General features: G+C 64.6%; 24 protein-coding genes. 9 read left to right on the top strand and 15 right to left on the bottom strand.

Annotation, left to right across the window (positions count from 1 at the left end):
- Window positions 1–11 precede the first annotated feature (11 nt).
- The 9 genes from BLT75_RS10425 to BLT75_RS10385 form a co-directional block, all read right to left on the bottom strand.
- Entirely contained in the window at window positions 12–707 is a 696-nt protein-coding gene (locus BLT75_RS10425) for an ABC transporter ATP-binding protein (RefSeq protein WP_093030736.1), read from the bottom strand.
- Window positions 701–1,453 (bottom strand): ABC transporter ATP-binding protein, encoded by a 753-nt coding sequence (locus BLT75_RS10420; RefSeq protein WP_093030733.1) that lies wholly within the window; start codon window positions 1,451–1,453, stop codon window positions 701–703. Before BLT75_RS10420 ends, BLT75_RS10425 begins: the two co-directional genes overlap by 7 nt.
- Window positions 1,438–2,328: a branched-chain amino acid ABC transporter permease gene (locus BLT75_RS10415; RefSeq protein WP_093030730.1), complete on the bottom strand. Its 891-nt coding sequence runs from the start codon at window positions 2,326–2,328 to the stop codon at window positions 1,438–1,440. The genes BLT75_RS10420 and BLT75_RS10415 overlap by 16 nt, the downstream gene beginning before the upstream one ends.
- A gap of 3 nt (window positions 2,329–2,331) precedes the next feature.
- Window positions 2,332–3,234: a branched-chain amino acid ABC transporter permease gene (locus BLT75_RS10410; RefSeq protein WP_176827923.1), complete on the bottom strand. Its 903-nt coding sequence runs from the start codon at window positions 3,232–3,234 to the stop codon at window positions 2,332–2,334.
- Between the two features lie 13 nt (window positions 3,235–3,247).
- The gene (locus BLT75_RS10405; RefSeq protein ID WP_093030724.1) at window positions 3,248–3,967 is read right to left on the bottom strand and encodes an ABC transporter ATP-binding protein; all 720 of its coding nucleotides are present in this window, start codon (window positions 3,965–3,967) and stop codon (window positions 3,248–3,250) included.
- Window positions 3,960–4,727, bottom strand: a complete 768-nt coding sequence (locus BLT75_RS10400) for an ABC transporter ATP-binding protein (protein ID WP_093030721.1) — start codon at window positions 4,725–4,727, stop codon at window positions 3,960–3,962. Before BLT75_RS10400 ends, BLT75_RS10405 begins: the two co-directional genes overlap by 8 nt.
- Window positions 4,727–5,647: a branched-chain amino acid ABC transporter permease gene (locus BLT75_RS10395; protein WP_093030718.1), complete on the bottom strand. Its 921-nt coding sequence runs from the start codon at window positions 5,645–5,647 to the stop codon at window positions 4,727–4,729. The genes BLT75_RS10400 and BLT75_RS10395 overlap by 1 nt, the downstream gene beginning before the upstream one ends.
- A gap of 12 nt (window positions 5,648–5,659) precedes the next feature.
- Window positions 5,660–6,550 (bottom strand): branched-chain amino acid ABC transporter permease, encoded by an 891-nt coding sequence (locus tag BLT75_RS10390; RefSeq protein WP_093030715.1) that lies wholly within the window; start codon window positions 6,548–6,550, stop codon window positions 5,660–5,662.
- A 114-nt stretch (window positions 6,551–6,664) separates the two neighbouring features.
- Window positions 6,665–7,864 (bottom strand): ABC transporter substrate-binding protein, encoded by a 1,200-nt coding sequence (locus BLT75_RS10385; RefSeq protein WP_093030712.1) that lies wholly within the window; start codon window positions 7,862–7,864, stop codon window positions 6,665–6,667.
- Between the two features lie 363 nt (window positions 7,865–8,227).
- On the opposite strand from BLT75_RS10385, the gene BLT75_RS10380 reads away from it, so the two are divergent.
- The 4 genes from BLT75_RS10380 to BLT75_RS10365 are packed head-to-tail and all read left to right on the top strand — an operon-like array spanning window position 8,228 to window position 12,622.
- The gene (locus tag BLT75_RS10380; RefSeq protein ID WP_093030709.1) at window positions 8,228–9,025 is read left to right on the top strand and encodes an SDR family NAD(P)-dependent oxidoreductase; all 798 of its coding nucleotides are present in this window, start codon (window positions 8,228–8,230) and stop codon (window positions 9,023–9,025) included.
- 9 nt (window positions 9,026–9,034) lie between these two features.
- Window positions 9,035–9,634 (top strand): glutathione S-transferase family protein, encoded by a 600-nt coding sequence (locus BLT75_RS10375; protein ID WP_093030706.1) that lies wholly within the window; start codon window positions 9,035–9,037, stop codon window positions 9,632–9,634.
- Window positions 9,635–9,657: 23 nt separating this feature from the next.
- Window positions 9,658–11,112 carry an aldehyde dehydrogenase family protein gene (locus BLT75_RS10370; RefSeq protein ID WP_093030703.1) on the top strand — a complete coding sequence of 485 codons (1,455 nt, stop codon included), beginning with the start codon at window positions 9,658–9,660 and terminating at the stop codon, window positions 11,110–11,112.
- Window positions 11,113–11,149: 37 nt separating this feature from the next.
- Window positions 11,150–12,622, top strand: coding sequence for an aldehyde dehydrogenase family protein (locus tag BLT75_RS10365; RefSeq protein ID WP_093031126.1), 1,473 nt, complete (start codon window positions 11,150–11,152; stop codon window positions 12,620–12,622).
- Between the two features lie 197 nt (window positions 12,623–12,819).
- On the opposite strand, the gene BLT75_RS10360 is transcribed toward BLT75_RS10365, so the two are convergent.
- Window positions 12,820–13,173, bottom strand: coding sequence for a hypothetical protein (locus tag BLT75_RS10360; protein ID WP_093030700.1), 354 nt, complete (start codon window positions 13,171–13,173; stop codon window positions 12,820–12,822).
- Between the two features lie 179 nt (window positions 13,174–13,352).
- Between BLT75_RS10360 and BLT75_RS10355 the strand changes: the two genes are divergently transcribed.
- The 3 genes from BLT75_RS10355 (at window position 13,353) to BLT75_RS10345 (ending at window position 15,742) form a co-directional block, all read left to right on the top strand.
- The gene (locus BLT75_RS10355; RefSeq protein ID WP_093031123.1) at window positions 13,353–14,180 is read left to right on the top strand and encodes a bifunctional allantoicase/(S)-ureidoglycine aminohydrolase; all 828 of its coding nucleotides are present in this window, start codon (window positions 13,353–13,355) and stop codon (window positions 14,178–14,180) included.
- Between the two features lie 203 nt (window positions 14,181–14,383).
- On the top strand, window positions 14,384–14,704 hold the full coding sequence (locus BLT75_RS10350) for a hypothetical protein (RefSeq protein WP_093030697.1): 321 nt from the start codon (window positions 14,384–14,386) through the stop codon (window positions 14,702–14,704).
- A 54-nt stretch (window positions 14,705–14,758) separates the two neighbouring features.
- Complete coding sequence (locus tag BLT75_RS10345) at window positions 14,759–15,742, top strand: type I glyceraldehyde-3-phosphate dehydrogenase (RefSeq protein ID WP_093030694.1); 984 nt, start codon at window positions 14,759–14,761, stop codon at window positions 15,740–15,742.
- 98 nt (window positions 15,743–15,840) lie between these two features.
- On the opposite strand, the gene BLT75_RS10340 is transcribed toward BLT75_RS10345, so the two are convergent.
- From BLT75_RS10340 to BLT75_RS24065, 4 genes are all read right to left on the bottom strand, one after another.
- Window positions 15,841–17,253 carry a nucleobase:cation symporter-2 family protein gene (locus BLT75_RS10340; RefSeq protein ID WP_093030691.1) on the bottom strand — a complete coding sequence of 471 codons (1,413 nt, stop codon included), beginning with the start codon at window positions 17,251–17,253 and terminating at the stop codon, window positions 15,841–15,843.
- A gap of 68 nt (window positions 17,254–17,321) precedes the next feature.
- Complete coding sequence (locus BLT75_RS10335) at window positions 17,322–17,810, bottom strand: ureidoglycolate lyase (protein WP_093030688.1); 489 nt, start codon at window positions 17,808–17,810, stop codon at window positions 17,322–17,324.
- Entirely contained in the window at window positions 17,807–19,222 is a 1,416-nt protein-coding gene (gene puuE / locus BLT75_RS10330; protein WP_093030685.1) for an allantoinase PuuE, read from the bottom strand. Before puuE ends, BLT75_RS10335 begins: the two co-directional genes overlap by 4 nt.
- Window positions 19,223–19,403: 181 nt before the next feature.
- On the bottom strand, window positions 19,404–20,867 hold the full coding sequence (locus BLT75_RS24065) for a calcium-binding protein (protein WP_143028541.1): 1,464 nt from the start codon (window positions 20,865–20,867) through the stop codon (window positions 19,404–19,406).
- Window positions 20,868–21,109: 242 nt separating this feature from the next.
- On the opposite strand from BLT75_RS24065, the gene uraH reads away from it, so the two are divergent.
- Window positions 21,110–21,466, top strand: a complete 357-nt coding sequence (uraH, locus tag BLT75_RS10315; RefSeq protein ID WP_093031120.1) for a hydroxyisourate hydrolase — start codon at window positions 21,110–21,112, stop codon at window positions 21,464–21,466.
- A gap of 209 nt (window positions 21,467–21,675) precedes the next feature.
- Here the strand turns inward: uraH and BLT75_RS10310 are convergent, their stop codons facing one another.
- A complete protein-coding gene (locus BLT75_RS10310) occupies window positions 21,676–22,599 on the bottom strand; it encodes a LysR family transcriptional regulator (protein WP_093030675.1) in 924 nt (307 codons plus the stop codon).
- Between the two features lie 95 nt (window positions 22,600–22,694).
- On the opposite strand from BLT75_RS10310, the gene BLT75_RS10305 reads away from it, so the two are divergent.
- Window positions 22,695–23,924, top strand: coding sequence for a urate hydroxylase PuuD (locus BLT75_RS10305; RefSeq protein WP_093030672.1), 1,230 nt, complete (start codon window positions 22,695–22,697; stop codon window positions 23,922–23,924).
- The last annotated feature ends 22 nt before the right edge of the window (window positions 23,925–23,946 follow it).

The following is a 23,946-nucleotide window of genomic DNA, read 5'->3' as shown; positions in this document are numbered from 1 at the left end:
TCTCCTCGTTTCTAATGTCCAAGCAACAGTTCTTCCAGCCCGGCGGAGCGGTCGGCCTCGGCAGTACTCCCTTCGCCCACCGGGCGCCCGTGCTGCAACAGCAGGAACCGGTCGGCAAAGCCCAGCGCCAGATGCAGGTTCTGCTCGACGATCAAGACACCGATCCCGTCTTGCCGCAGCTCGGCCAGCGTATCGAATACCCGCGCCGTCGCCGCAGGTGACAGGCCCAGAGACGGCTCGTCCAGTATCAGAATGCGTGGCGCGGCCATCAGCCCGCGCGCCAGCGCCAGCATCGTCGCCTCGCCACCACTCAGCGTGCCGGCACGCTGGGTGAGCCGCCCGGCCAGTTCCGGGAACCGAGCCAGAACGCCATCGCGCCGCGCGGCCAGGGTGCGCGCGGAAACCCGCCCCGCGCCCAGCCACAGCGTTTCGCTCACGCTCAGAGATGGCGCCAACACGCGACCCTCGGGCACCAGCGCCACACCTTCCAGCCGGTGCAGGGGCCGCCCGGTGATCGCCTGTCCGTCCAGCCGCACCTGTCCCTCGCGCACGGGAACCAGCCCGCAGATCGCCCGCACGAGCGAGGACTTCCCGGCCCCGTTCATGCCCGCCACCGCCAGCGCCTCGCCCGCCTTCAGCGTCAGCGAGACACCCTCCAAAGCCCGGATGTGACCATAACGCACGCAGAGGTTCGACAACTCTAGCATGGCCGCGACCCGAAATAGCTTTGCCGCACCAGCGGGTCGTCCAGCACTGCCCGCGCCGGGCCATCGGCGATCTTGACCCCCGCCTGCAGCACCGCGATGCGCCGGCAAAGCGCGGTGATCAGCGGCATCTTGTGCTCGATCACGATCACGCTGCGTCCGGGCAGGACATGTTCGGCGATGATCCTGCTGATCCGCGCCGTCTCGGCGGGCGTCATCCCCGCCGCGGGCTCGTCCAGCAGCACCAACCGAGGCCGCGCCGCCAACAGCCGCGCGATCTCCAGTTGCCGCATCTCGACCAGCGTCAGCGCACCCGGCGCGTCATCGGCCTTGTCCTCCAGGCCAAAGAGCGCCAGCAGATCCATCAGCTGTGAACGCTCACGCCGCTTCGCCGCCCGGCTTTGCCAGAACAACTCGCGCCCTGACGCCGCCGAATGGGTCGCCGCGCGCAGATTCTCGTACAGCGACAACCGCTTGAGCAGCCGCAGGTTCTGGAAACTCCGGGTCACGCCCGCCCGTGCGATCCGGCGCGGCGCCCAACCAGCAATGTCGCGGCCATCGAGCCGCACGGCCCCTGCATCCGGCGCGTAATGCCCGCTCAGCACGTTGAACAGCGATGTCTTGCCAGATCCGTTCGGTCCGATCAGGCCCAGCACCTCGCCCGGAAGCAGGCTCAGATCCACCCCCGCCAAAGCGGTCACACCACCAAACCGGCGGGTCAGTCCGGAAATCTCTAGCGCCGCAGCCATGCCAACCCCCGCCGCAGCGCCGCCTCGTCGAGGAGCCCGCGTGGCCGCACGATCAACACCAGCGCCACCAGCCCGCCGAACACGATCATCCGGTAACCAGAAAAGACGCGCAGGGATTCCAGCGCACCGATATCCACCAGCACCCCCAGGATCGGCCCGAACACGGTGCCCAGCCCGCCGATCAGGCCATAGGCCAGCGCATGTACGCCCGGCATCACTCCGAACTGCGCCGGCTCCACATAGGTCGCCATATGGGCATAAAGCCCGCCGCCGAACCCGGCGACCCCGCCCGCCAGCGCCGCCGCGCCGATGCGCACGCGCGCCACGCTTATCCCCTGCATCGCGGCCAGGATCGGGTCCTCTCCTACGATCCGGAGGAGCGCCATGCCACGTCCCCGCGCCAGGCAGGCCACCAGAGCGATGACGGACAGCAGGCACCCACCGATCAGGATCAGATAGCCCAGAGGCTCAACCCCCGCCTCATAGGCCCAACGGATATCGCGAAACCCGTTGGCGCCGTCCGGCCCGGTCAGATAGCCCCCGACCTCGCGCCGGTAGCGAAAGATGTTCAGCCCGCTGCGCAGGAACTCGGCAAAGGCCAAGGTCGCAATCGCGAAATGCACCCCGGTGAGCCGCATCGCCGGCCACGCCACCAGCGCGCCGATTCCGGCGCCCAGAACGATACCGAACCCCAGCCCCAGTGCGAAGGGCCATTGCCAAACCGCCGTGGCAATCCCGGCGCCGTAGGCCCCAAGTGCGAAATAGGCCTGTTGCCCGAAACTGATCTCACCCGCGATCAGCAATATCCAGGCCGAGATGGCCAGGAACGAGAACAGCCCGATATTCGACAGCACCGAGATCGTGTAGGAGTCCATCGCTCAGAGCCTTCGCTCGGCCTCGGCCCGGGCGCCGGCCTCGGTGCGCCCGGCCAGCCCCGCAGGCAATAGCACCAGCGCCAGAAACAAGAGAGCATAGGTCGTCATCTCGCGCCCGGCGGCGCCCAGGAACCATTGTGCATTAGCCTCGACCACGCCCAGAACCAGCCCGCCAATGAGCGCGCCGCGCAGCGATCCGAGGCCCCCGATCACCATGGCGATCAGCCCTTTAATCGTCGCCCACAATCCGATCTTGGGCGTGATCTGCCCATCCGCCGCCGCAATCAGGAAGCCGGCGATGCCGCCGATTGCAGCGGCCAGAAGAAAGGTCAGGAACGCCACCCGCGCCACATTCACACCGGAAACCCGCGCCGCCTCGGGCCGGTCGGCCAGCGTGCGCAACTCCAGCCCGAACCGCGTATGCGCAAGCCCCCATTGCAGCGCCGCAACCAGCGCCGCCGCCGTGACCAGCATGACCAGGTACTCGGGCCTCAGCAGCACCGGCCCGATCTCGATCATCGGCATCCCGTCAAAAGTGGGAAAGCCATAGGTCCGGCCGGGAAACACGCGCGCCACGGCCTCTTCCAGCTGCATCCAGATGGCAAAGCTCGACGCCATCGAGGCCAGCGCCGCATCTCCCCGGATAGCGGCAAAGGATATCCGCTCGACATAGGCCGCCGTTATCACCGCGCCTGCCAGCACCGCCAGGAACACCGGCACCATCCCCACCGACCATTCCGCGTGCAGCCAGGCACCGGCAAAGATCCCGATCATGATCGACGGCCCGAACGCGATGTTCAGCCGCCGCATCACGCCAAAGATGAGGGTGAAACCCAATGCCAGCAATCCGTAGGCCGCACCGACGGCCAGCCCATCCACGGTGTTCTGTACAAGGTCGAGTAGCACGGCCCGGCCTCGCTCAGCTCGCCTTGCGCGCACCCAGATAAGCGCGCTGGATCAACTCGTCGTGGTCCACTTCGCCCGGCACTCCGCCAAAGGTCACATGCCCTTGTTCCAGCAGGTAGAAATGATCGGCATAATCCAAGGCCATATGGGCGTTCTGCTCGACCAGGAAGATGGTTTTTCCTTCATCGCGCAGCTGACCGATGATCTGGAAGATTTCCTCGACGATGATCGGGGCCAGACCGGTTGACGGCTCATCCATCAGCAAAATCTTGGGCCGGGCCATCAGCGCCCGGCCAACGGCCAGCATCTGTTGCTCACCGCCCGACAGCGTACCGGCATCCTGGTTCGCCCGCTCACGCAGACGCGGGAACCGTTCCAGAACTTCTTCCAGGTCCCGCGCCACGCCGCCCTTGTCCTTGCGGCGGCTGAACGAACCGGCGATCAGATTGTCCCTGACGGTCATTTCAGGGAACACCAGCCTGTTTTCCGGCACGGTCACGATCCCCTTGCCGACGATCTGCGGCGCCCGCAGCCCCGCGATTTCCTCGCCGTCGAGCTTCATTGACCCGGCCCGCGCCTTCAGGATGCCGGCGATGGTCCAGATCAAGGTCGTCTTGCCAGCACCGTTCGGCCCCAACAGGCAGGTCAGCCCGCCGTCGGCGATATCGAGCGAAACCCCTTTCAGCGCCGCGATCTTGCCATAAGAGGTGTGAATGTCGCGGATCTCAAGCATGAACCAGCTCCTCGTTCTTGTGGCTGCCACCCAGGTAGGCGGCGCGTACATCCTCGTTCATTTGCACCTCGGCCGGGCTGCCCTCGGCGATCTTGCGGCCGAAATTCAGCACCGCGATCCGGTCGGTGATGCCCATAACCAGTTCCATCATGTGCTCGATCAGAAGAACCGTGACGCCGCGGTCGCGCACCGCGCGGATGCGTTCGGCCAAGAGTTGCGCGTCTTCCTGGCTGGCACCGGCCGCCGGCTCATCGAGCAGCAGGACCCTGGGGTTCGAGGCCAGCGCACGGGCCATTTCCAGCCGCCGCATCTCGCCGAAGGACAGCGCATTGGCCTGCAGGTCGCGCTTGGAATGCAGCTGCGAGAACCGCAGCAGTTCCTCGATATCCGGTCCGTGCTCGCCGCCCGCCTTGAACCAGCGCGCCAGGAAATGCGCCCGGCGTTGTTCGTGCCCGTTCTGCGCCACCCAAAGGTTCTGCGCCACAGTCAGGTTGCCGAACAGGCGGATGTTCTGGAACGTCCGCGCCACCCCCATCGAGGTGCGTTCGTGTTGCGCCATCGCAGTCAGGTCGTGGCCATCCAGCGTCACCTTGCCCGTCGTCGGTGTATAAAGCCCGGTGATGAGGTTGATCGTGGTTGACTTGCCCGACCCGTTGGGGCCGATCAGGCCGAATATCTCTCCCTCGCGGATCGTCAGGCTGACATCGTCGACCGCGCGCACACCGCCGAAAAGCTTCGAAAGGTTTTCCAGCGTCAGCATCAGTTGGCTTCCTTCAGTTCGAGGGGTTCGGAGCCGGTCTTGCGGCGCCGGAACCAGCGGGGCGCATGTTCGCCCAAGAGGCCGGTCGGCCGCAGGTTCATCGCCAGCACGATCAGCGCGCCAAAGAGCAGCGACCGCCAGTCGCCAAGGAAGCGCAGTCCTTCGATCAGGAACCCCTGAATGAAAAGCACCGCGATCACGGTACCAAAGACCGACCCGAGCCCGCCAAGGATCGGATAGGCGATGGCAAAAGTAGCCAGCAGAACGCCGAACACGCCATGTTCGATATGCGTCACCGTATGGGCATATATACCGCCGCCCAGGCCCGCGATGAAGCCGCCGGCGGTCATCGCGCCCACTTTCACCGCCGTCAGGTTCAGCCCGATCGACTGCGCGGCGGTTTCGTCATGGCCGACGGCGCGCAGCACGGCACCCGCACGGGTCCGGTCGACCCACCACAGCGCGACCATCACCACGATCACCACGGCCCAGATGAACGCCGTCACATGCCACACCTCCCAGCCATGTTCGGGGAAGTAGCGGATCGAACGGAAACCTTCGGCGCCGTTCGGGCCAACCAACTCGCCGCCGCGATCAACCTGCCATGTCAGGTTGAAGAAGAAGAGCCGCACCATCTCGCCAAAGGCGAGCGTCGCCACGACCAGCATCAACCCCTTTACCCTGAGAGCCGGGAACCCGACGATGCAGGCAATCACCGCCGTCACCAGCCCGGCCACGATGATTGCGGGCAGGATGTGGATGCCGAACATCGCGGTGCCGGCTCCGGCGGTATAGGCGCCAATCGCATAGAAGCCCGCCTGCGCCATGCTGACCTGCCCGGTCAGCAAAACCACATAGGCCGAGAGACCGAGCAGCGTGTGCACGCCGAAGATCTGCAAGAGTCCGAAATAGAAATCCATCGGGGCCTCCGATCAATCGCGCGTGGCGGCCGAGCCGAATAGGCCACCGGGACGCAGTGTGAGGAAGAGGAAGAGCAGCAGCATCACGTAGATGTCGCGCTCGGTGACTCCGCGCAGCAACAGGAAGATGTTTTCGGCGGCACCGACGAGAAGTCCGCCGATGATCGCGCCGGGGATCGAGCCCAGACCGCCGATGACAACGACGATCAGCCCCTTGACGGTAAGCCCGGTCGCGATGATCGGCGACAGGATCCCGACGGCGGCGGCGGTCATGGCCCCGGCCGTGCCGCCCAGAACACCGGCGATAACAAATGTCAGCGCATTCACACGAGCACTGTCGATACCGCAAAGTTGAGCGGCGCGCGGCTGTTGCGACACGGCCCGCGTGGCCAGGCCCAGCGGCGTGCGGTAGAGCAGCCAGAACAGGAGCGCCATCGCCACGACGCAGATGCCGAACACGAAAAGCAGGTCGCCCCGGATCCAGATATCCCCCAGTTCCAGCGTCGCACCGCTCAGTACCGACGGGTAGGGATGTGGCATGCCGTGGCTGACATGGGTCATCATTTCCTCAAGGAACAGCAGCATCCCGACCGACGCCAGAAGCGACGCCATGGGATGGGCCTCGGGCGTGAACCTGAAGCAGCAGTAATAGACCACGAGGCCGATCAAACCGGCCCCGATGGCAGAGGCCAGGAACACCACGAAGGGCGGCGCGTTGAAGGTCAGGAACAATCCAAGACCCACATAGGTTCCCGCCAGGGCGGCTGCCCCATAGGCCAGGTTCAATTTGCGCATCACACCGAAGATCAGGGTGAACCCGATCCCGATCAGCGCGTAGGTGGTTCCGAACAGGAGGCCATCGGCCAGCGACTGCACGAAATCGATGATGAAGAAATAATCCATTGTGGCGCTCGTTTAGGAGGCCCGGGCCGCGCCGGTTTTCGCAGGGGAGCAGGGGCAGCCCGGGCACTGGCGGGAATGGCGCGCACGAGGTTCCGCGCGCGCCGCCGATCCGGCTCAGCTGCCGGGGTTGTGAACGACTTCCCAGGCGTTGCCCTGGGCATGCACGAAGACATAGGGCTTCACGGCCTCGCCATCGGGCATCCGCTTGTTCTCTCCCAACAGCCCATGCGCGGTGGTCAGCGCAGCCAGCCCGTCGCGGATCTTGCGGCGGTCGGCTTCCAGCGTGTCGGGTGTTCCTTCGATGCCGGCGGCATTGATCACGTCACGCAGGATCATGGCGTTTTCCCAGGCCGCAGCGCTGTGCAGGTCCAACGCACCGCCCTTGGCGGCAACCGCCTCAGCCGCGGCTTTCGCTTCGTCATTCACCGGGGCAAAGCTTGTCGGGATGATGATCCCCTGTGCCTCGTTGGCGCAGCCCGAAAGCGTCTCGAGGCTCGACGACGAGGTCAGGCCAACGAGTACCTTGGGCTGGATCTTCTGCCGCGCCATCTCGCGCAGCATCCCGCACGAAGTGAACGGATGGGCCGAGATCGCCACCACGTCCGGTTCGGCCCGGCGCATGCCGCGCGCCTGGTTCGAGAAGTTGGTGTCGTTCAGCAGCCATTGCGCCTCGCCGACCAGTTCGAAACCATGCGCTTCAGCGGCGGTTTTCATCACCGAATACCAGGTGAAACGCGAATGGGCGAAGTCCTCTTCCACGCCGCCATAGATGGTCTTGGCATCGGGATAGGTCTCGCGGATCCATGCAAACAGGTCATCATACATCTTGGCCTCGGACGGCGTGTTGCGGAACACCCATTCTGAGATACCGGCCAGCCCGCCCTTGATCGCCACGTCGGTGAAGACCGGGAATTGCAGACCGGTATCGCCAGCGTCGTCAACCTTGGCCTGCAGGATGCCGAACAGCGGTTCTGCCACGTTCGAGCAGGTCGGACCGATGGCGACCAGTGCATCGGTCGAGGCGATCCGGCGCAGGACCGAAATGCCCTCCTCGGCATTGCAGCGGTCGTCATAGTATTCGGTTTCGATCATCGCTTTCGAACCATCGGCCAGCGTGATCCCGCCTTCCGCGTTGATCTTCTCGAACGCCGCGCTCATGGCCGCGCCCGAGTTCTGACCGAAAATGCCCACAACGCCCGAGCTGGCGCCAAAGCCGACGATGCGCACGGTCTTGTCGGCGGCGAATGCCGCGGACGAAAGTGCCAGCGCTGACGCACTGATCATCCCGGCCGTGATGAGAGATTTGAGTTTCATGTGTCTCCTCCAGGTGACTGTCTTGGTCCGGAAGGATCGGCACGTTCAGATTCCATCGACCGCCCATGATCCGGTGGCAGCAGGATGAGGTGCGTAATATGCAGTCAACAAATAGCGATTTCCCATGTCCCTCAGATGATTTTCTTATATCGGCCAGCTGGCAGCTCACCGCGAAAAACAACAAACACATGAAAAAAAGCGATTTTATCCCGTCACGCCATCCCGCCGCATGACCGCTCTGCCCGATAGACAGCCCGGTATAAAAAATAACTATCACCCCTAGACCACAACAATATTTGCGCACACAGGCGGCGGGCGGGATTGTCGGCCCAACCTCAATTGCAAGAGAACGGAGAATGTCAGATGGGTGATCGTCTTAAGGACAAGGTGGTTTTCCTGACCGGCGCAGGCTCGATCGGCCCCGGCTGGGGCAATGGCAAGGCCGCTGCGGTTGCCTTTGCCCGCGAAGGCGCCAAGGTGTTCGCCCTCGATCTGAAATCGGAAGCGGTGGAAGAAACTGCCCAGATCATCCGCGACGAGGGCGGGATCGTCGAAACCGCCGTCTGCGACGTATCCAAGGCCGCCGACGTCGAAGCCGCCGTCAAAAAGGCAATGGAGAAATTCAGTCGTATCGACGTGCTGCACAACAATGTCGGCATCATCGATCCGGGCGGCCCCGAGGACCTGACCGAGCAGCAATGGGACCGGCTGATGGATATCAACGTCAAGTCGATCTACCTGACCTGCCGCAACATCCTGCCGATCATGGAACGCCAGGGCGGCGGCTCGATCATCAACATCAGCTCCATCGCCTCCACCCACTCGCTGGGCTATTCCTGCATATCCTATTCGGCCTCCAAGGGAGCGGTGAACGCCTTCAGCCGCGACATCGCGCTGAACTATGGCCGCAAGGGCATCCGCTGCAACTCGATCCTGCCGGGACTGATGAATACGCCGCTCATCCACATGGGCAATGTCACCGATGTCTACGGCTCGACCGAGGAGATGGTCCGCCAGCGTGACGCCCTTGTGCCGCTCGGCCACATGGGCGACGCTTGGGATGTCGCCTGGGCCAGCGTTTTCCTGGCTTCGGACGAAGCCAAGTTCATCACCGGCATCGAACTGGTGGTGGATGGCGGCATCACGCTCAAAGTCAAGTGAGGCTCGAAGATGAAACTTTTCGCCAACACCACATCGCCCTTTGTCCGACTGGTTCGCCTCGCGATCGAGGAAAAGGGCCTGTCCGAAAAGGTTGAAATCCAGATCGTCGATCCCTGGGCCGACCCCGCAGATTTCCTTGCCGCCAATCCGGCTGGCCGGGTGCCTACACTGATCACCGATGATGGTCACGCCATCGCCGAGGCCCACCTGATCCTGCGCTATCTTGACCAGATCGCGCCCGACGTGCCGATCTACCCCGCCCAGGGTCTTGCCGAAACGCTTTCCATCGCCGCCCCGGCTCTAGGCGCGGCCGAGGCTGCCACGGCCGTCATCATCGGCCGCAAGTCGGCGCCCGGGTTCGACACGGACATGGTGGGCGCCAAGCGGTTCCGCACCATGGCCGAGGGGCTGGCCCGGCTGGACGCCAACCCGCCGCGCGATTTCGCCGAGCGGCCCGATATAGCCAACATCGCCGCGATCACCGCCCTCGACTATATCGTTTTCCGCTACCCCGACCGCAACTGGCTGGCCGATCTGCCCGTCCTCGCCGCCTGGCGCGAGCGCCAGAAGGGCCGCGCTTCGGTCGAAGCGACCATGCCATTCATTTGAGCCCAGTTCCAGAGAGGCCAGACATGAACCCCCAAGCCCAAGCAAAGACCAACACGGCGCTTGCCTCCTATGACCACTGGATTGATGGTGCCTCGACGGCGCCATCGGGCGGCAGCTATATCGAAAATGTCTCACCAATGACCGGCGCACCGTCACACCGCGTCGCCGCCGGCACGTCCGAGGATGTCGCAGCCGCCGTTGCCGCGGCCCAGGCGGCCGCCGATGGCTGGCGCCGTTTCAACGCCGCCGAACGTGGCCGCCTGATGCTCGCCATGGCAGCCCGGATGCGTGCCGAGAAAGACCGCCTCGCTGAACTTGAACGCGCTGACACCGGCAAACCCATGGCCGGCGCCCTGGCCGAGATCGAGGGCAGCGCCCAGTATTTCGAATTCTACGGCAGCCTTGTCTATCTCCCCACCGGCGATGTGCTCGACGTCGCCCCCGACCAGCATGTCTTTACCAAGCGCGAACCCTTTGGCGTGATCGGCATCATCACGCCCTGGAACCTGCCGCTGAACCAGGCCGCCCGCGCCATCGCGCCGGCGCTGGTGGCCGGCAACGTGGTGGTGGCGAAACCGTCCGAGATCACGTCGCGCACCACTATCGAAATGGCCCGCATGGCCAGTGAAGTGGGGTTCCCCAAGGGCGTGATCAACATTGTCCTCGGCACCGGGCAAGAGGTCGGCGAAGCCATCGTCAGCCACCCGGCCGTGCGCAAGGTCGCCTTCACCGGCTCGGTCGCCACCGGCCGCGCCATCGGTCGCATCGCCGCCGAGCGGATCATCCCGCTGACGCTGGAACTGGGCGGCAAATCGGCCAACATCGTCTTCGAGGACGCCGATCTGGATTCCGCCGCCACCGAGGCGGTCAAGGGCTTCACACTCAACTGCGGGCAGGTCTGTTCGGCGGGCACCCGTCTTCTGGTGCAACGCTCCGTCTATGATGCCTTCCTCGAAAAGGTCGCCAAGGCCACCGAATCCATCGTCCCGGGCGAAACGCTGGGTCCGATCATCACCCCGGCCCAGTTCCAGCGCGTGCAGGGCTACTTCGAGGTCGCCAAGGAGGATGGCGCCCGCGTATTGACCGGCGGCGCGGTGGCCGAGGTCCAAGGCCAGGAGAACGGCTTCTACATCCAGCCCACGGTCTATGCCGATGTCGACAACTCCATGCGCATCGCGCAGGAAGAGATTTTTGGCCCGGTACTCGTTGCCATCCCCTTCGACACCGAGGAAGACGCGATCCGCATCGCGAATGACAGCGACTACGGCCTGATCGGAACGCTCTGGAGCCGCGACATCTCCCGCGCGTTGCGTGTGGCCGACCGGATCGATGCGGGCCAGATCTTTGTCAATGTCTGGAACACGATGTCGGTGCAGACGCCCTTTGGCGGGCACAAGAACTCGGGCTATGGCCGCGAAAAGGGGATCGAGGCGATCCACCACTATTCGCACCTCAAGACGGTCACCGTCAAAATCTGACGACCCGCAACCGGAAAGGCAGCGCCAAGCCATGACAATGCATGACACGCCTGGCGCCGCCGACCCAATCACCCGTTTCAACGGCGTGTTCATCGACAACGAATGGCACCCGCCCGCCTCAGGCAAGTCGCTCGACGTGACCGATCCGGCAACGGGTGCCGTCTTTGCCCGCATCGCAGCCGGGAACGCCGCAGATATCGATGCCGCCGTCGGTGCCGCGCGCCGGGCCCTGTCCGGCCCCTGGGGCCGGCTTTCGGCCACCGAACGCGGCCGCCTGCTCTCGCGCCTGGGCCAGGTGATCGAGACACATCGCGACGATCTCTCCCGATTGGAGGCACGTGATACCGGCAAACCGCTGGACCAGGCCCGGGGCGATATCGACACCGCCGCGCGCTATTTCGAATATTACGGCGCCGCCGCCGACAAGGTGCACGGCATCACCATACCGATGCGCCCCGGCCTGCACGCCAGCACCGAATACGTGCCGCACGGCGTCACCGGCCATATCATCCCCTGGAACTATCCCGCACAGATGGTCGGCCGTAGCCTTGCGCCAGCGCTGGCCATGGGCAATGCCACGGTCCTGAAACCGGCCGAGGATGCCTGTCTCACCGCCTTGCATCTGGCCGAACTGGCACGGGAGGCGGGTTTTCCCGCCGGCGCCATCAACGTCGTGCCCGGCCGGGGCGAGATCGCGGGCGCGGCGCTCACCGCCCATCGTGGGATCGACTTCATTTCCTTCACCGGCAGTCCCGAAGTCGGCACCCTGGTTCAGGTCGCCGCCGCCCGCCATCATATCGGCTGCACGCTCGAACTTGGCGGCAAGTCGCCCCAGATCGTCTTTGCCGATGCCGATCTCGATGTCGCCGTCCCTGCGGTCATCGCCGCCATCGTCCAGAACGCCGGGCAAACCTGCTCTGCCGGGTCCCGAGTGCTGGTCGATGCCGCTATTGCCGATGGCTTTACCGCCCGCCTCGGGGCCGCCTTTTCCCGGCTGGTCGCGGGAGCGCCCGCGCAAAACCCCGAACTCGGTCCGGTGATCAACCTCACCCAGCACCGGCGCGTCCAACGCTATTGCGCCATGGCCGAGGCCGATGGCATCCCGCTCATCGCCGAGGGCCGGATCGCCGAAGGCGCCCCGGCGGGCGGCCATTTCATCCCGCCGCGCCTCTACGGCCCCGTGCCCCCCGACCACCCGATGGCCCAGGATGAGATTTTCGGACCCATTCTCGCCCTCCTCACCTTCCGGGACGAGGCCGAGGCCATCGCCCTGGCCAATGGCACCGACTACGGGCTGGTCGCCGGGGTCTGGTCCGCCGATGGCAGCCGCGCCCTGCGCGTCGCCCGCCAGATCGCGGCGGGGCAGGTCTATGTCAACGGCTACGGCACCGGTGGCGGTGTGGAACTGCCGTTCGGCGGCATCGGCAAGTCGGGCCATGGGCGCGAAAAGGGCTTCGCCGCTCTTTACGATTTCAGCGCAACGCGGACCCTTGTTCTGCGGCACGGATAAGACGGCACCGCAATACAAGGGGGTGTGTTTTCCGCAGGCTCACATGGGGCCTTTGCAGGACATTCCACTCAGTTATCTCGCGCCCGGCATGCCGCTATACCCGCACCGCGCAGATGTCCGAACAGGTCATCCGCGAACTCGGCAAGCCTTCGCGCGGGCAATGAACGACACCGAAGTACCCGGCCCGGAGCCCTTCCTTACGGCGTCATCATCCAGACGCCGTCGGCACCCTTGCACAGGCGGGTGCCAATCAGCTTGGCCTGCTCGGCTCCGGTCGGGTGGATCGTGTGATGCAGCACGGCGCAATCGCCCTGCACCGCGTCAACCCGCACGGACCCGCGCGAGTCGGTGGCGGCGTTCTCCCATGTCGCCTCGCGCCCCACGACCGGGCGGTCATCGACCACCAGTTGGCGCGAGGCCGCGCCCATCAGCTGGAAATCTTCGGGTGAGAGGCCAAGTTCGGCAATGATCCGCGACAACGGTTTGGCGCCGGCCCCGGCGGCAAGGATCATGGCGGTCGCGGTCAGAAAAATGAGAATTGCGCGTTTCATCTGGTCCTCGAAATCGGTTCAGCTCTGCGGCCATCGTTACACGCCGCCGCAGCACAGACCAAGAGGCCGGACTATGCCGTCATCTTCAAAATATCCCGAATGAACCTATCGGGCCTTTCACCCTAGGACCGGGGAACCGCGTGTTCCAGATTGGCGGACAAGACAGGAACGAGGCACAGATGGCACATCCCAACTATTACGCGCCCCAGGGCGGGCATCCGGGGCAAGAGCAGCTTTTGACCGACCGGGCGATGTTCACCACCGCCTATGCGGTGATCCCCAAGGGCACGATGCGCGACATCGTCACCAGTTTCCTGCCGTTCTGGGACAGGACGCGGGTCTGGGTGCTGGCGCGACCCCTCAGCGGATTTGCCGAGTCCTTTTCGCATTACATCGTCGAGGTGCAGCCCGGCGGCGGCAGCTCCCGGCCCGAGACCGATCCCGGCGCGCAGGGTGTGATCTTTGTCGTCGAGGGCGCGGTAACGCTGACCATCGCGGGCGCCGATCACGTGCTCGAACCCGGCGGCTATGCCTACCTGCCAGCGGGCTGCGACTGGCAGTTGCACAACCATGCGGGACCTGCGGCGCGGTTCCACTGGGTGCGCAAGGCCTATGAGGCGGTCGAGGGGATCGACCGGCCCGAGCCTTTCGTCACCCGCGAACAGGACATCGTCCCGCGCGAGATGCCGGGCACCGAGGGGCGCTGGTCGACCACGCGCTTTGTCGACCCCGAGGACCTGCGCCACGACATGCATGTCAATATCGTCAACTTCCTGCCCGGCGGGGTGATCCCCTTTGCCGAGACCCATGTGATGGAACACGGGCTCTACGTGCTGGAGGGCAAGGCAGTCTACCGGCTGAACCAGGACTGGGTCGAGGTCGAGGCGGGCGATTATATGTGGCTGCGCGCGTTCTGCCCGCAGGCCTGCTATGCCGGGGGGCCGGGGCGGTTCCGCTACCTGCTCTACAAGGACGTGAACCGGCACATGGTGCTGCCCCGGCGGTAAGGCAGGGCAGAGGAAAAAGGCGGCGGCTGTCCGGTGGGCGGCCGCAAGCCGGTCTCTCGGGCGCGTCACCGGTGGCGACAGGCGCTGATCCAGAACTCCAACCTTCACCGCCCGGACCATACATACGTCCACCGGGGCTTCTCAGAACGCGCGCGATCTGCTCAAATCAGGGCAGGTAGTCGCATTGCACAGGAGGCCCTACCATGAATGTGCGTCTGATGCGTCCGGCCCTGGTCGGACTGGTCGCCCTGTCCACCTTCGGAACAAGCGCCATCGCGCAGGACGAGACGATCACCGTCCGGGTGATGAACCGGACCTGGGCCGTCACGCAAGTGTCGCAGGAGCCGGTCGTCTACCGCGCCACGCGGGACTGGAACAACCTCAACCCCTATGGGCCGCCCGCCCGGCTGCGCACCCATCAGGCGATTGCTGCCGTCCAGCAGGCGACCGGATGCACGGTGGATCGCAACACGCTCTACCAGAACATTTCCGGCCAGTTCTTTGCCCGGGTCACTTGCCGTTGAGTCCAGCGCCGCCGGGGCATTGAGGTCGGTCAGCGCAACTGCCATAGCTGGCGCATGAAAATCGCGATCAACGGATTCGGCCGCATCGGCCGCACCATCCTGCGGCAGCTGATGGCTGCACCGCAGGCCAAGGATATAGAGCTCGCGCTGATCAACGATATCGCACCGCTCGATACCTGTGCCTATCTCTTCGAATACGACAGTACATTCGGCCCCTGGCGTGGCACCGTCGCGACCGGGGATCAGGTCCTGGTGGTGGACGGAGTCGAGATCCCGGTGGCCCACAGCGCCGACCTGGCGCGAGTGGACCTGTCGGGGGTGGATGTGCTGCTCGACTGCACCGGGATCGCGCGCACATCCGACGTTGCGGCGCGGGGCCTTTCGGCCGGGGCGGGCAAGGTGCTGATCTCGGGGCCGTCTCCGGCGGCCGAGATCACCGTGGTGCTGGGCGCCAACGAGGACAGGCTGGGCAATGCCCGGATCGTGTCGAACGCCTCTTGCACCACCAACGCTCTGGCGCCGCTGGCGCGGGTGATCGACGAAATCGCAGGCATCGCCAGCGCCCACATGACGACCATTCATTGTTACACCAACAGCCAGCCGATGGTCGACGCGCCGCGCGGCGATGCCGCGCGCTCGCGGGCCGGCGCGCTGTCGATGGTGCCCACCACGTCCAGCGCCACCCACCTGATCGACGCGGTGCTGCCGCATCTGGCGGGCCGGATCTCAGGCGCGGCGGTGCGGGTTCCGACGGCCAGCGTCTCGGCGGTGGACCTCGTGGCACAGTTGCAGCGCCCGATATCCGAGGCCGAATTCGACGCCGCCCTGCGTGCGGCTGTGGCCGCCGCGCCGGTGCTGGGCTGGACCGATCGGCCTCTGGTGTCCTCAGACTTGCGCGCGCGGCCGGAATCCCTGATCGTCGCCGGGCCGGAAACCCGCATGATCGGCGAGCGTCAGGTCCGCGTCTTCGGATGGTATGACAATGAATGGGGGTTTTCGGCGCGGATGCTGGATGTGGCGCGCCTGATGGCGGGCTGAGCGCGCGGACCTCCCCGCGCGCTGCCCGGCCCAAGTCTTGTGCCCTGCATCCGTAATGCAGGGCAAAGAGGCGGGAGCGCCCCGCCTCCTGTCCGGCCCTACGTGCGCCCGTGTCCGGCCATGCCGCCCGAGACCTCCTCGGTCGCTTCCTCGCCCAGTTCTTGCGGCAGTACGAGATTCAGCACAATGGCAATCACGGCGGCCGGCAACAGGCCGCTGGTCATCAGGATCCGCGCGGTATCGGGCAGGTGTTGCACCGCGCCGGGTTCCAGTTGCAGGCCCAGGCCAATCGACAGCGAAATTGCGAAGATCACCATGTTGCGCCGGTTCCAGTCCACATCCGACAGCATCGAGACACCGGCGGCGACCACCATGCCGAACATCACGATGACGCCACCGCCCAGCACCTCGATAGGCACGGTGCGGATGATCGCGCCCACCTTGGGCACCAGCCCGCACAGGATCAGGAACAGGGCGCCGATGGTGACGACATGGCGGCTCATCACGCCGGTCATGGCGATCAGGCCCACGTTCTGACTGAACGAGGTGTTGGGGAAGGCCCCGAACAGACCCGCAATCGCGGTCCCCATACCATCGGCATAGGTGGCGCCGGCAATCTCCTTGTCGGTCGCCTCGCGCCCGGCACCGCCCTTGGCAATACCCGAGACATCGCCCACCGTCTCGATGGCCGAGACCACCGCCATCATCGAAAAGCCGATCACCGCGGCCAGCGAGAATTCGAACCCGTATTTGAACGGCACCGGCAGGGCGAACCCGGCGGCGCGGCTCCAGCTGGTGCCGATCGCCTCGAAACTGATCATGCCCACCAGCAGCGCATAGACATAGCCCGCGATCAGCCCGATCAGCACCGCCGAGACCGACAGCATCCCGCGGCTGAAGAATTTCAGCCCCAGCGTGACAAGGATCACCACCAATGCCGCCGACCAGTTGAGAAGCGAGCCGTATTCCGGCGTGCCGATGGCGGGCACGCCGCCGGCGGCATACTGGATGCCGACCTTGACCAGCGCCAGGCCGATCATCGTGACCACCAGTCCCGTGACCAGCGGCGGCAGGGCAAAGCGGATCCGTCCGATGAAGAACCCAAGGCAGAAATGGAACAGCCCGCCGATGATCGCACCGCCAAAGAGCGCCGCCAGCGCATCCACCCCCTTGCCCGCGACCAGCGGGATCATGATCGGCAAAAAGGCAAAGCTGGTCCCCTGCACGATGGGCAGGCCCGCACCGACCCGCCCGATGGTCACCGTCTGCAACAGCGTTGCCACACCGGCAAACAGCATAGACATCTGGATCAGGTAAAGAAGTTCGGGAAAGTCCGGCGAGTTCGAGCCGAAACCAAAACCGGCGGCGCCCGCCACGATGATTGCAGGCGTGACGTTCGAGACGAACATCGCCAGGACATGCTGGATACCCAGCGGCACCGCCTTGGCGAGCGGCGGGGTGTAGTTCGGGTCGCGGAGTTGCTCCGACGTCCCTATCGAAGTGTCGGCCATGATCTCTCTGTCCTCTCTGTTGGATCTCACGGGGGCCTTGCCGCCTCTTCTTGTGCGGGCGGCTTCATCTATCCGGCGACCACCTCATACGGATCGTCGAACCAGAATTCCTCGAGATTGGCGCCGGGGCCGATGCGGTCGACCACCGCGAACAGGCCGGGCGCGGCCAGCGGCGTCAGCACCCCGTGCCAGGTGCCGCGGTGATAGTTCACCGCTTGCCCCGCTTCGGTGACAAAGGCGCGCGGCCTGCCGGGGCGGCCGCCCTCGTCCGGCGCCACGATCACCAGAAAGGGTTGGTGGCTCATCGGGATGAAGGCCTGACTGCCATCCGGGTGGCGTTCGACCATGTCGAGTGTATAGGGCAGCGCACGCGGATTGGCGTCGAACAGGCTGATCCCCGCACGGCCCTCGAAGAAATCGAGCCGCGCGCGATCGTGATAGCGCCCGCATTGCCCCTGGTTGATGATCCTGTCGGGTTCACCCGCGATATCGAGAAGATCCCCGAAAGGGGCGAAAGCCTCCACCGTGATCGGCTCTGTAAGGATCCGGCGGTTCATGACGGAAGCACATCGCGCAGGCGGAATTCAGCGATGCGTTCGACCTGCCGGCAGGCCTCGGCGAATTCCGTCTCGCGGTCATTGTCGATGCGGCGGCGGAAGGCGGCGAGGATCGACGCCTTGTCATGGTCGCGCACCGCGATGATGAAGGGAAAGCCGAAGCGCGCGACGTAGTCCGTATTGAGCTGGGTAAAGGTGGCGCGTTCCTCGTCCGTCAATGCATCCAGCCCGGCCGATGCCTGTTCCGAGGTGCTTTCCGCCGTCAGCCGCCTGGCCTGCGCCAGCTTGCCCGCCAGGTCCGGGTGGGCGGTCAGTACGCCCATACGCTCTTCGGTGCTGGCCGAGCGGAACATGCGACAAAGCGCGTTGTGCAGCCCGCCCGCCGTGTCATGGGCGGGGCCGAGTTCCAAATCATGGGCACGTTCGGCGATCCAGGGGGAATGCTCGAATATGCCGCCATAGGCCGCCACGAAATCGGCGCTGTCCATTTCCGACGGGCGCACCCGGTCCACGGGCGGGTGTTCCCGCGCCCAGTGCTCGGCGATTTGCAGGCGGGTGGCGAACCATACGTCCGCGTGTCCGCGCGCATAGTCGAGGAAGCGTTTCAGCGCCATCACCCGGCCCGGACGCCCGATAAGCCGGCAATGCAGGCCGATGGACATCATCTTGGGTGCGCCCTCTGCCCCTTCGGCATAGAGCGCGTCGAAGCTGTCCTTGAGATAGGCATAGAACTGATCGCCCGAGTTGAACCCCTGCGGCGTGGCAAAGCGCATGTCGTTGCAATCAAGCGTATAGGGCACGATCAGTTGGTCGCGCCCGCCGATCCGCTTCCAGTAGGGCAGATCGTCGTCATAGGTGTCGGCGATGTAATCCATCCCCGCCTCGGCGGCGAGGCGCACCGTGTTCATAGAGCAGCGCCCGGTATACCAGCCGCGCGGGCGGCTGCCCGTGACCTCTGCATGCAGGCGGATCGCCTCGGCAATCTGGGCGCGCTCTTCCTCCTCGGGCATGTCCTTGTGTTCGACCCATTTCAGCCCGTGGCTGGCGATCTCCCAGCCGGCCGATTTCATCGCCGCCACCTGATCCGGCGAGCGGGCAAGCGCAGTGGCTACACCATAAACGGTTACGGGGAGGTCCTTCATCAGCCGGTGCAGCCGCCAGAACCCGGCGCGCGCGCCGTATTCGTAAATGGACTCCATGTTCCAGTGGCGCTGACCCGGCCATTGCGCGGCGCCGACGATCTCGGACAGAAAGGCTTCGGACGCGGCGTCGCCATGCAGGATGTTGTTTTCGCCACCCTCCTCGTAATTCAGCACCATCTGCACCGCTATACGGGCACCGCCCGGCCAGTTCGCCTTTGGAGGTGTCGCTCCGTAACCGATCATGTCGCGCGGGTAGCGGGGGGCTGTCATGGGCAAGGTCCTGCAAGTTTCCGGGTGTATGACTTCCTCAATAGCGCAGAAAATCGCGACCCTTTATCAAATGCAATTTGACGCAGTTTTCGGAAATGAAAAATACCGGCCCCACATTCGCAGCGGGGCCGGCAGCTTGACTTGGTCGCGATGCCCGCTGTGCACAGCAGGCCAGCGGCGCTCAGAAGATGAAGTCATCCGCGACGAGCGAGGCCAAAGAGACGTTGACCAGTGTCATCGAATTGCCCAGCCCGTCACTGATCACCGCGCTTCCGCCAACCTCGGTCAGGTGGTTGTCGACCAGATCGGTGAAGCTGATGATCTGCGCCGTGGTTGTCAGGTCGATTACGTCGTCTGCACCCGCGAAGAAATGTACTGTGTCGTTGCCCGGTGAAAATGCGAACTGGTCGCCACCGGGGCCGCCCCAAATGTCATCGTCTCCTTCACCGCCATTGATCGTGTCGGCCCCTGCCGCGCCAAAGATCGTGTCACTGCCGCTGCCGCCAAAGATCTGGTCGTTGCCGCTGCCACCGAAGAGCTGATCGTTTCCACTGCCTCCGCTGATCTGGTCGTCGTCCGAGCCACCGCCAATCTGGTCATTGCCATCGCCGCCGGCCAGCGTATCGTTGCCGGCCGCCCCCCAGATCTCGTCGTTGCCTTCGTCGCCGGACAGGCTGTCATTGCCGATCGATCCGCCCAACAGATCATCGCCAATGCCCCCCGAAGCGGTGTCGTCGCCGGCCGCTCCCCAGATATCGTCATTGTCCGCACCGCCGGAAAGACTGTCATTGCCGGATGCTCCACCCAGTGTGTCGGCTCCGGCGCCGCCTGCAAGCGTGTCGTTGCCGTCAGAGCCCCAGACACCGTCATTCCCGTTGCCGCCATCAAGCGAATCGTCGCCACCGGCGCCGCCGAGGACATCGTCTCCGTCGCCCCCCAGAACCGTATCGTTGCCGCCCGCACCGAACAGGAGATCGTTGCCGCCACCGCCTTCGATCCGGTCGTTGTCGGGACCACCGCCCAACAGGTCAGCCCCATCTCCACCGATCAAGGTGTCCTGCCCACTTCCACCATAGGCGACATCGTTGCCAACCCCGCCATTCAGGCTGTCATTGCCATCGCCGCCAAGCAGCGTGTCATTGCCTCCGGCGCCGTTGACGGTATCGTTACCGGCCTGCGCGTTGATGAAGTTGCCACCTGCGTCGCCGTCCAGTTGGTCGGCACCGGCACTGGGCGTATTGCCCGGGTTGAAGTTGCCCGCGATTGCATCGAGCAACGGGGTGTCCAACGGAACATTGGCGAATTGCTGGCGGATGAAGTTGAAACCATCCGTGATAAGCGAGGTATCGCCATTGATGAAATCCTGAAGAACTCCGATCGCCAGGTCGATCTGCGTAGTCGAAAGGCCGTTCCCCGCCAGAAGCGAACGGATCACAGGCAGTTGCGCCGACAGGAATCCCCAATCGAACGTGTTGAGGAAATTCTCGGCGAGATCGATCAGGTTCAGATATTGCCCTACCGTCAGGCTCGAAATCTCGGACCAGTTGAAGTTATTGATCAGACTGGTGTTTCCCGAGAAGGCCATCAGCCCGCTCAAATATTGGGTCCAAGTTTCAAGGCTCAGAATGTCAGTCAGGTTGTTCACTTGCGAGTTCCCCTCGTCACGAATTAAATTCAAATAATTCCTGGGCGCTTGACCAAATAACGGTCGCACCAAGACAGACCCAGATTAGCGTGCTTCCAGTTTCCCGCAATCCATTGTTTCTCGTGTTTGCAAGGGATTATCGCCGGTGATCTTCAAAAAGGAACAGAAACAGCCTCTGGCGAACAGGATTTGCATAGAGGGGGGATGCCGTGGAATCTGGCGGCGTTAGCAAGGAGGCCGAGATGAACGGATATCTGACCACTCATGTACTGGACACGGCCCGCGGGTGCCCAGCCGAAGGGTTGAACATCACACTGTACAGGTTGGATGGCAGCGAGCGGCGCAAACTGGCCGAGATGCGTACGAACGTCGACGGGCGCACCGACGGCCCGATCCTGCCCAAGGGCGATTTCGTGCCGGGGGTCTACGAGCTTGAGTTCGCGGCGGGCGACTACCTGCGCGCGAGCGGCCAGTCGGGGGACGAACCCCTGTTCCTCGACGTGGTGCCGATCCGGTTCGGGATCACGGACGGAGAGGCGCATTATCATGTGCCCTTGCTGTTGTCGCCTTTCGGTTATTCGACCTATCGCGGCAGCTGAGGGCAAGCGGAGGCGCTCCCGCCCGTCGTTCAGGCATCAAAGATGCCCTCCTCCGGTTGGGCCGGGCGCCGCGCCGGGGCGCGACGCGGTTTCAATGAAACCGGTGGTTGCGCCAGGAAACGACCCTGCCGGAGAGCAGGTCCGGCGCCGGGCACAACACCGGGCGTCACCCGCCAGGGTGGCGATCCGGGATCGGGAGGATCCCCTTGTCAGGACGCGCCCGCCTCGGCCGATTTCACCGCCCGCCCGATCCGTTCCGTCATGAACTCCATGAACAGGCGGGTCTTGGGGTCCTGATGCCGGCGATGCGTGTAGAGGCACGCCATCTGCACCGGCACCGGCGGCGTCTCATGCGCCACCGGGACCAGGCGACCGTCCTTGAGATGCCCGGCGACCTCGAACACGGGTTTCAGCGCGATGCCCTGCCCCGACAGAGCCCAGTCGGTCAGCACATCGCCATCGTCGCATTCGTAACGGCCCGAGACGGCAAAGCGCCGCGGCCCGTCCGGGGTCTGCAGCAGCCACTGGAACTCGGTCGCCCCGGGAAAGCGCAGGTTCAGGCAATCGTGACGCTGGTCGATCAGCGCCTGCCCATTCAGGGGCAGGCCGCGACGCGCGACATAGTCGGGCGCCGCACACAGCACCCGGCGGCAATCGGCGATCTTGCGGATGCGCAGGTTGCTGTCCTCGGGCTGGCCCAGGAAGAACGCAAGGTCCAGCCCTTCGGTCGTCAGGTCCACGCTGCGGTCGGTCAGCCGCAGTCGGATGTCGATCTCGGGATACTGTGCCAGGAATTCCGGCACGTTCGGGGCCAGCAACCGACGGCCCAGCCCCAGCGGGGCCGCGACATATATGGCGCCGCGCGGCGTCTCGGTCAGGTGCATGACCTGCGCCTCGGCCTCGTCCACGGCTTCCAGTACCGCCACCGCGCCGGGATAGAAGGCCCGGCCCTGTTCGGTGGGCGTCAGGTTGCGGGTGGTGCGCTGGAACAGGCGCACGTTCAGATGCTCTTCGAGCTGCGAAATCCGGGCCGAAGTCACTGCGGGCGAAATCCGCAGGTCGCGCCCGGCGGCGGACATGCTGCCCAGATCATAGACCCGCACGAAGGTTCGGATATTGTCGAGATAGGACATTGTTCCGGAATTTTTGATACAGCTTGGCAATATGCTGGAATACCGGAAAAAACTGCTCTTGCATAGTCTGGCGCAAACAGATCGGAGACCGACCCATGTATGATCTTGCCGTGTTCTGGGATTGGCTGGCCTTTGGCGTGCGCTGGCTGCACGTGATCACCGCCATCGCCTGGATCGGATCATCCTTCTACTTCATCGCGCTGGACCTCGGGTTGCGCAAGGCGGACGACCTGCCGCCCGGCGCGCATGGCGAGGAATGGCAGGTGCATGGCGGCGGATTCTATCACATCCGCAAGTTCCTGGTGGCGCCCGAGCGGATGCCGGAACATCTGACCTGGTTCAAATGGGAAAGCTATTCGACCTGGCTCAGCGGCTTTGCGCTCTTGATGATCGTCTACTGGGCGGGGGGCGAGCTGTATCTGATCGACCAGTCCAAGGCGGAGCTGGCCCTTTGGCAGGGCATCCTGATCTCGGCGGCGACGCTGTCGATCGGCTGGCTGGTCTACGACCGGCTCTGCAAATCCGGCCTGGCCGAGCGCCCGACGCTGTTGATGGTGCTGCTCTTTGGTTTGCTGGTCGTCATGGGCTGGGCGTTGAACCAGGTGTTCACCGGCCGCGCGATGATGCTGCATCTGGGCGCCTTCACCGCCACGATCATGAGCGCCAACGTCTTCTTCATCATCATCCCCAACCAGAAGATCGTGGTGGCCGACCTGAGGGCCGGGCGCGCGCCCGATCCGAAATACGGCAAGATCGCCAAGCTGCGTTCGACCCATAACAACTACCTGACGCTGCCGGTGCTGTTCCTGATGCTGTCGAACCACTACCCGCTGGCTTTTGCCACCCAGTACAACTGGATCATCGCGGCGCTGGTGTTCCTGATGGGGGTGACGATCCGGCACTATTTCAACTCGCTCCATGCCCGCACCGGCAACCCGACCTGGACCTGGCTGGTGACAGCCCTGCTGTTCATAGCCATCATGTGGCTGTCGACCGCGCCGATGCACCAGCAACTGGAAGCGGCAGATGCGGCGCCGCTCACCGCACAAGAGCAACGTCTTGCCGCCGCGCCTGGCTTTGCCGAGGCGCATGACGTGGTTCTGGGACGTTGCTCGATGTGCCACGCCCGAGAGCCGGTCTGGGAGGGGATCCTCTGGGCGCCCAAGGGCGTGCTGCTGGAAACCGAAGGCGATATCGCCCGCAATGCGCGGGCGATCTACCTCCAGGCCGGGGTCAGCCATGCCATGCCGCCGGCAAACGTGACCTTCATGGAGCCCGAGGGCCGGGCCGCCATCGTGGCATGGTATCGAACCGCCACCGAATGACAGCGGCATATTGCCGGTTTTG

The sequence above is a fragment of the Ruegeria marina genome, from assembly GCF_900101475.1.
GTDB lineage: Bacteria > Pseudomonadota > Alphaproteobacteria > Rhodobacterales > Rhodobacteraceae > Ruegeria_B > Ruegeria_B marina.
Note: the sequence above shows the minus strand (reverse complement) of the source record. Positions and strands in the feature narration are given on the sequence as shown.

Bases quoted from the DNA above. Each gene is read 5' to 3' on its own strand.
- BLT75_RS10350 (WP_093030697.1), top strand. From the start codon at position 14,384: ATGAATGTGCGTCTGATGCGTCCGGCCCTGGTCGGACTGGTCGCCCTG.
- BLT75_RS10365 (WP_093031126.1), top strand. From the start codon at position 11,150: ATGCATGACACGCCTGGCGCCGCCGACCCAATCACCCGTTTCAACGGC.
- BLT75_RS10340 (WP_093030691.1), bottom strand. From the start codon at position 17,253: ATGGCCGACACTTCGATAGGGACGTCGGAGCAACTCCGCGACCCGAAC.
- BLT75_RS10385 (WP_093030712.1), bottom strand. From the start codon at position 7,864: ATGAAACTCAAATCTCTCATCACGGCCGGGATGATCAGTGCGTCAGCG.
- BLT75_RS10335 (WP_093030688.1), bottom strand. From the start codon at position 17,810: ATGAACCGCCGGATCCTTACAGAGCCGATCACGGTGGAGGCTTTCGCC.
- BLT75_RS10370 (WP_093030703.1), top strand. From the start codon at position 9,658: ATGAACCCCCAAGCCCAAGCAAAGACCAACACGGCGCTTGCCTCCTAT.
- BLT75_RS10305 (WP_093030672.1), top strand. From the start codon at position 22,695: ATGTATGATCTTGCCGTGTTCTGGGATTGGCTGGCCTTTGGCGTGCGC.
- uraH (WP_093031120.1), top strand. From the start codon at position 21,110: ATGAACGGATATCTGACCACTCATGTACTGGACACGGCCCGCGGGTGC.
- BLT75_RS10390 (WP_093030715.1), bottom strand. From the start codon at position 6,550: ATGGATTATTTCTTCATCATCGATTTCGTGCAGTCGCTGGCCGATGGC.
- BLT75_RS10425 (WP_093030736.1), bottom strand. From the start codon at position 707: ATGCTAGAGTTGTCGAACCTCTGCGTGCGTTATGGTCACATCCGGGCT.
- puuE (WP_093030685.1), bottom strand. From the start codon at position 19,222: ATGACAGCCCCCCGCTACCCGCGCGACATGATCGGTTACGGAGCGACA.
- BLT75_RS10375 (WP_093030706.1), top strand. From the start codon at position 9,035: ATGAAACTTTTCGCCAACACCACATCGCCCTTTGTCCGACTGGTTCGC.
- BLT75_RS10420 (WP_093030733.1), bottom strand. From the start codon at position 1,453: ATGGCTGCGGCGCTAGAGATTTCCGGACTGACCCGCCGGTTTGGTGGT.
- BLT75_RS10355 (WP_093031123.1), top strand. From the start codon at position 13,353: ATGGCACATCCCAACTATTACGCGCCCCAGGGCGGGCATCCGGGGCAA.
- BLT75_RS10310 (WP_093030675.1), bottom strand. From the start codon at position 22,599: ATGTCCTATCTCGACAATATCCGAACCTTCGTGCGGGTCTATGATCTG.
- BLT75_RS10405 (WP_093030724.1), bottom strand. From the start codon at position 3,967: ATGCTTGAGATCCGCGACATTCACACCTCTTATGGCAAGATCGCGGCG.
- BLT75_RS10400 (WP_093030721.1), bottom strand. From the start codon at position 4,727: ATGCTGACGCTGGAAAACCTTTCGAAGCTTTTCGGCGGTGTGCGCGCG.
- BLT75_RS10380 (WP_093030709.1), top strand. From the start codon at position 8,228: ATGGGTGATCGTCTTAAGGACAAGGTGGTTTTCCTGACCGGCGCAGGC.
- BLT75_RS10345 (WP_093030694.1), top strand. From the start codon at position 14,759: ATGAAAATCGCGATCAACGGATTCGGCCGCATCGGCCGCACCATCCTG.
- BLT75_RS10395 (WP_093030718.1), bottom strand. From the start codon at position 5,647: ATGGATTTCTATTTCGGACTCTTGCAGATCTTCGGCGTGCACACGCTG.
- BLT75_RS10360 (WP_093030700.1), bottom strand. From the start codon at position 13,173: ATGAAACGCGCAATTCTCATTTTTCTGACCGCGACCGCCATGATCCTT.
- BLT75_RS10415 (WP_093030730.1), bottom strand. From the start codon at position 2,328: ATGGACTCCTACACGATCTCGGTGCTGTCGAATATCGGGCTGTTCTCG.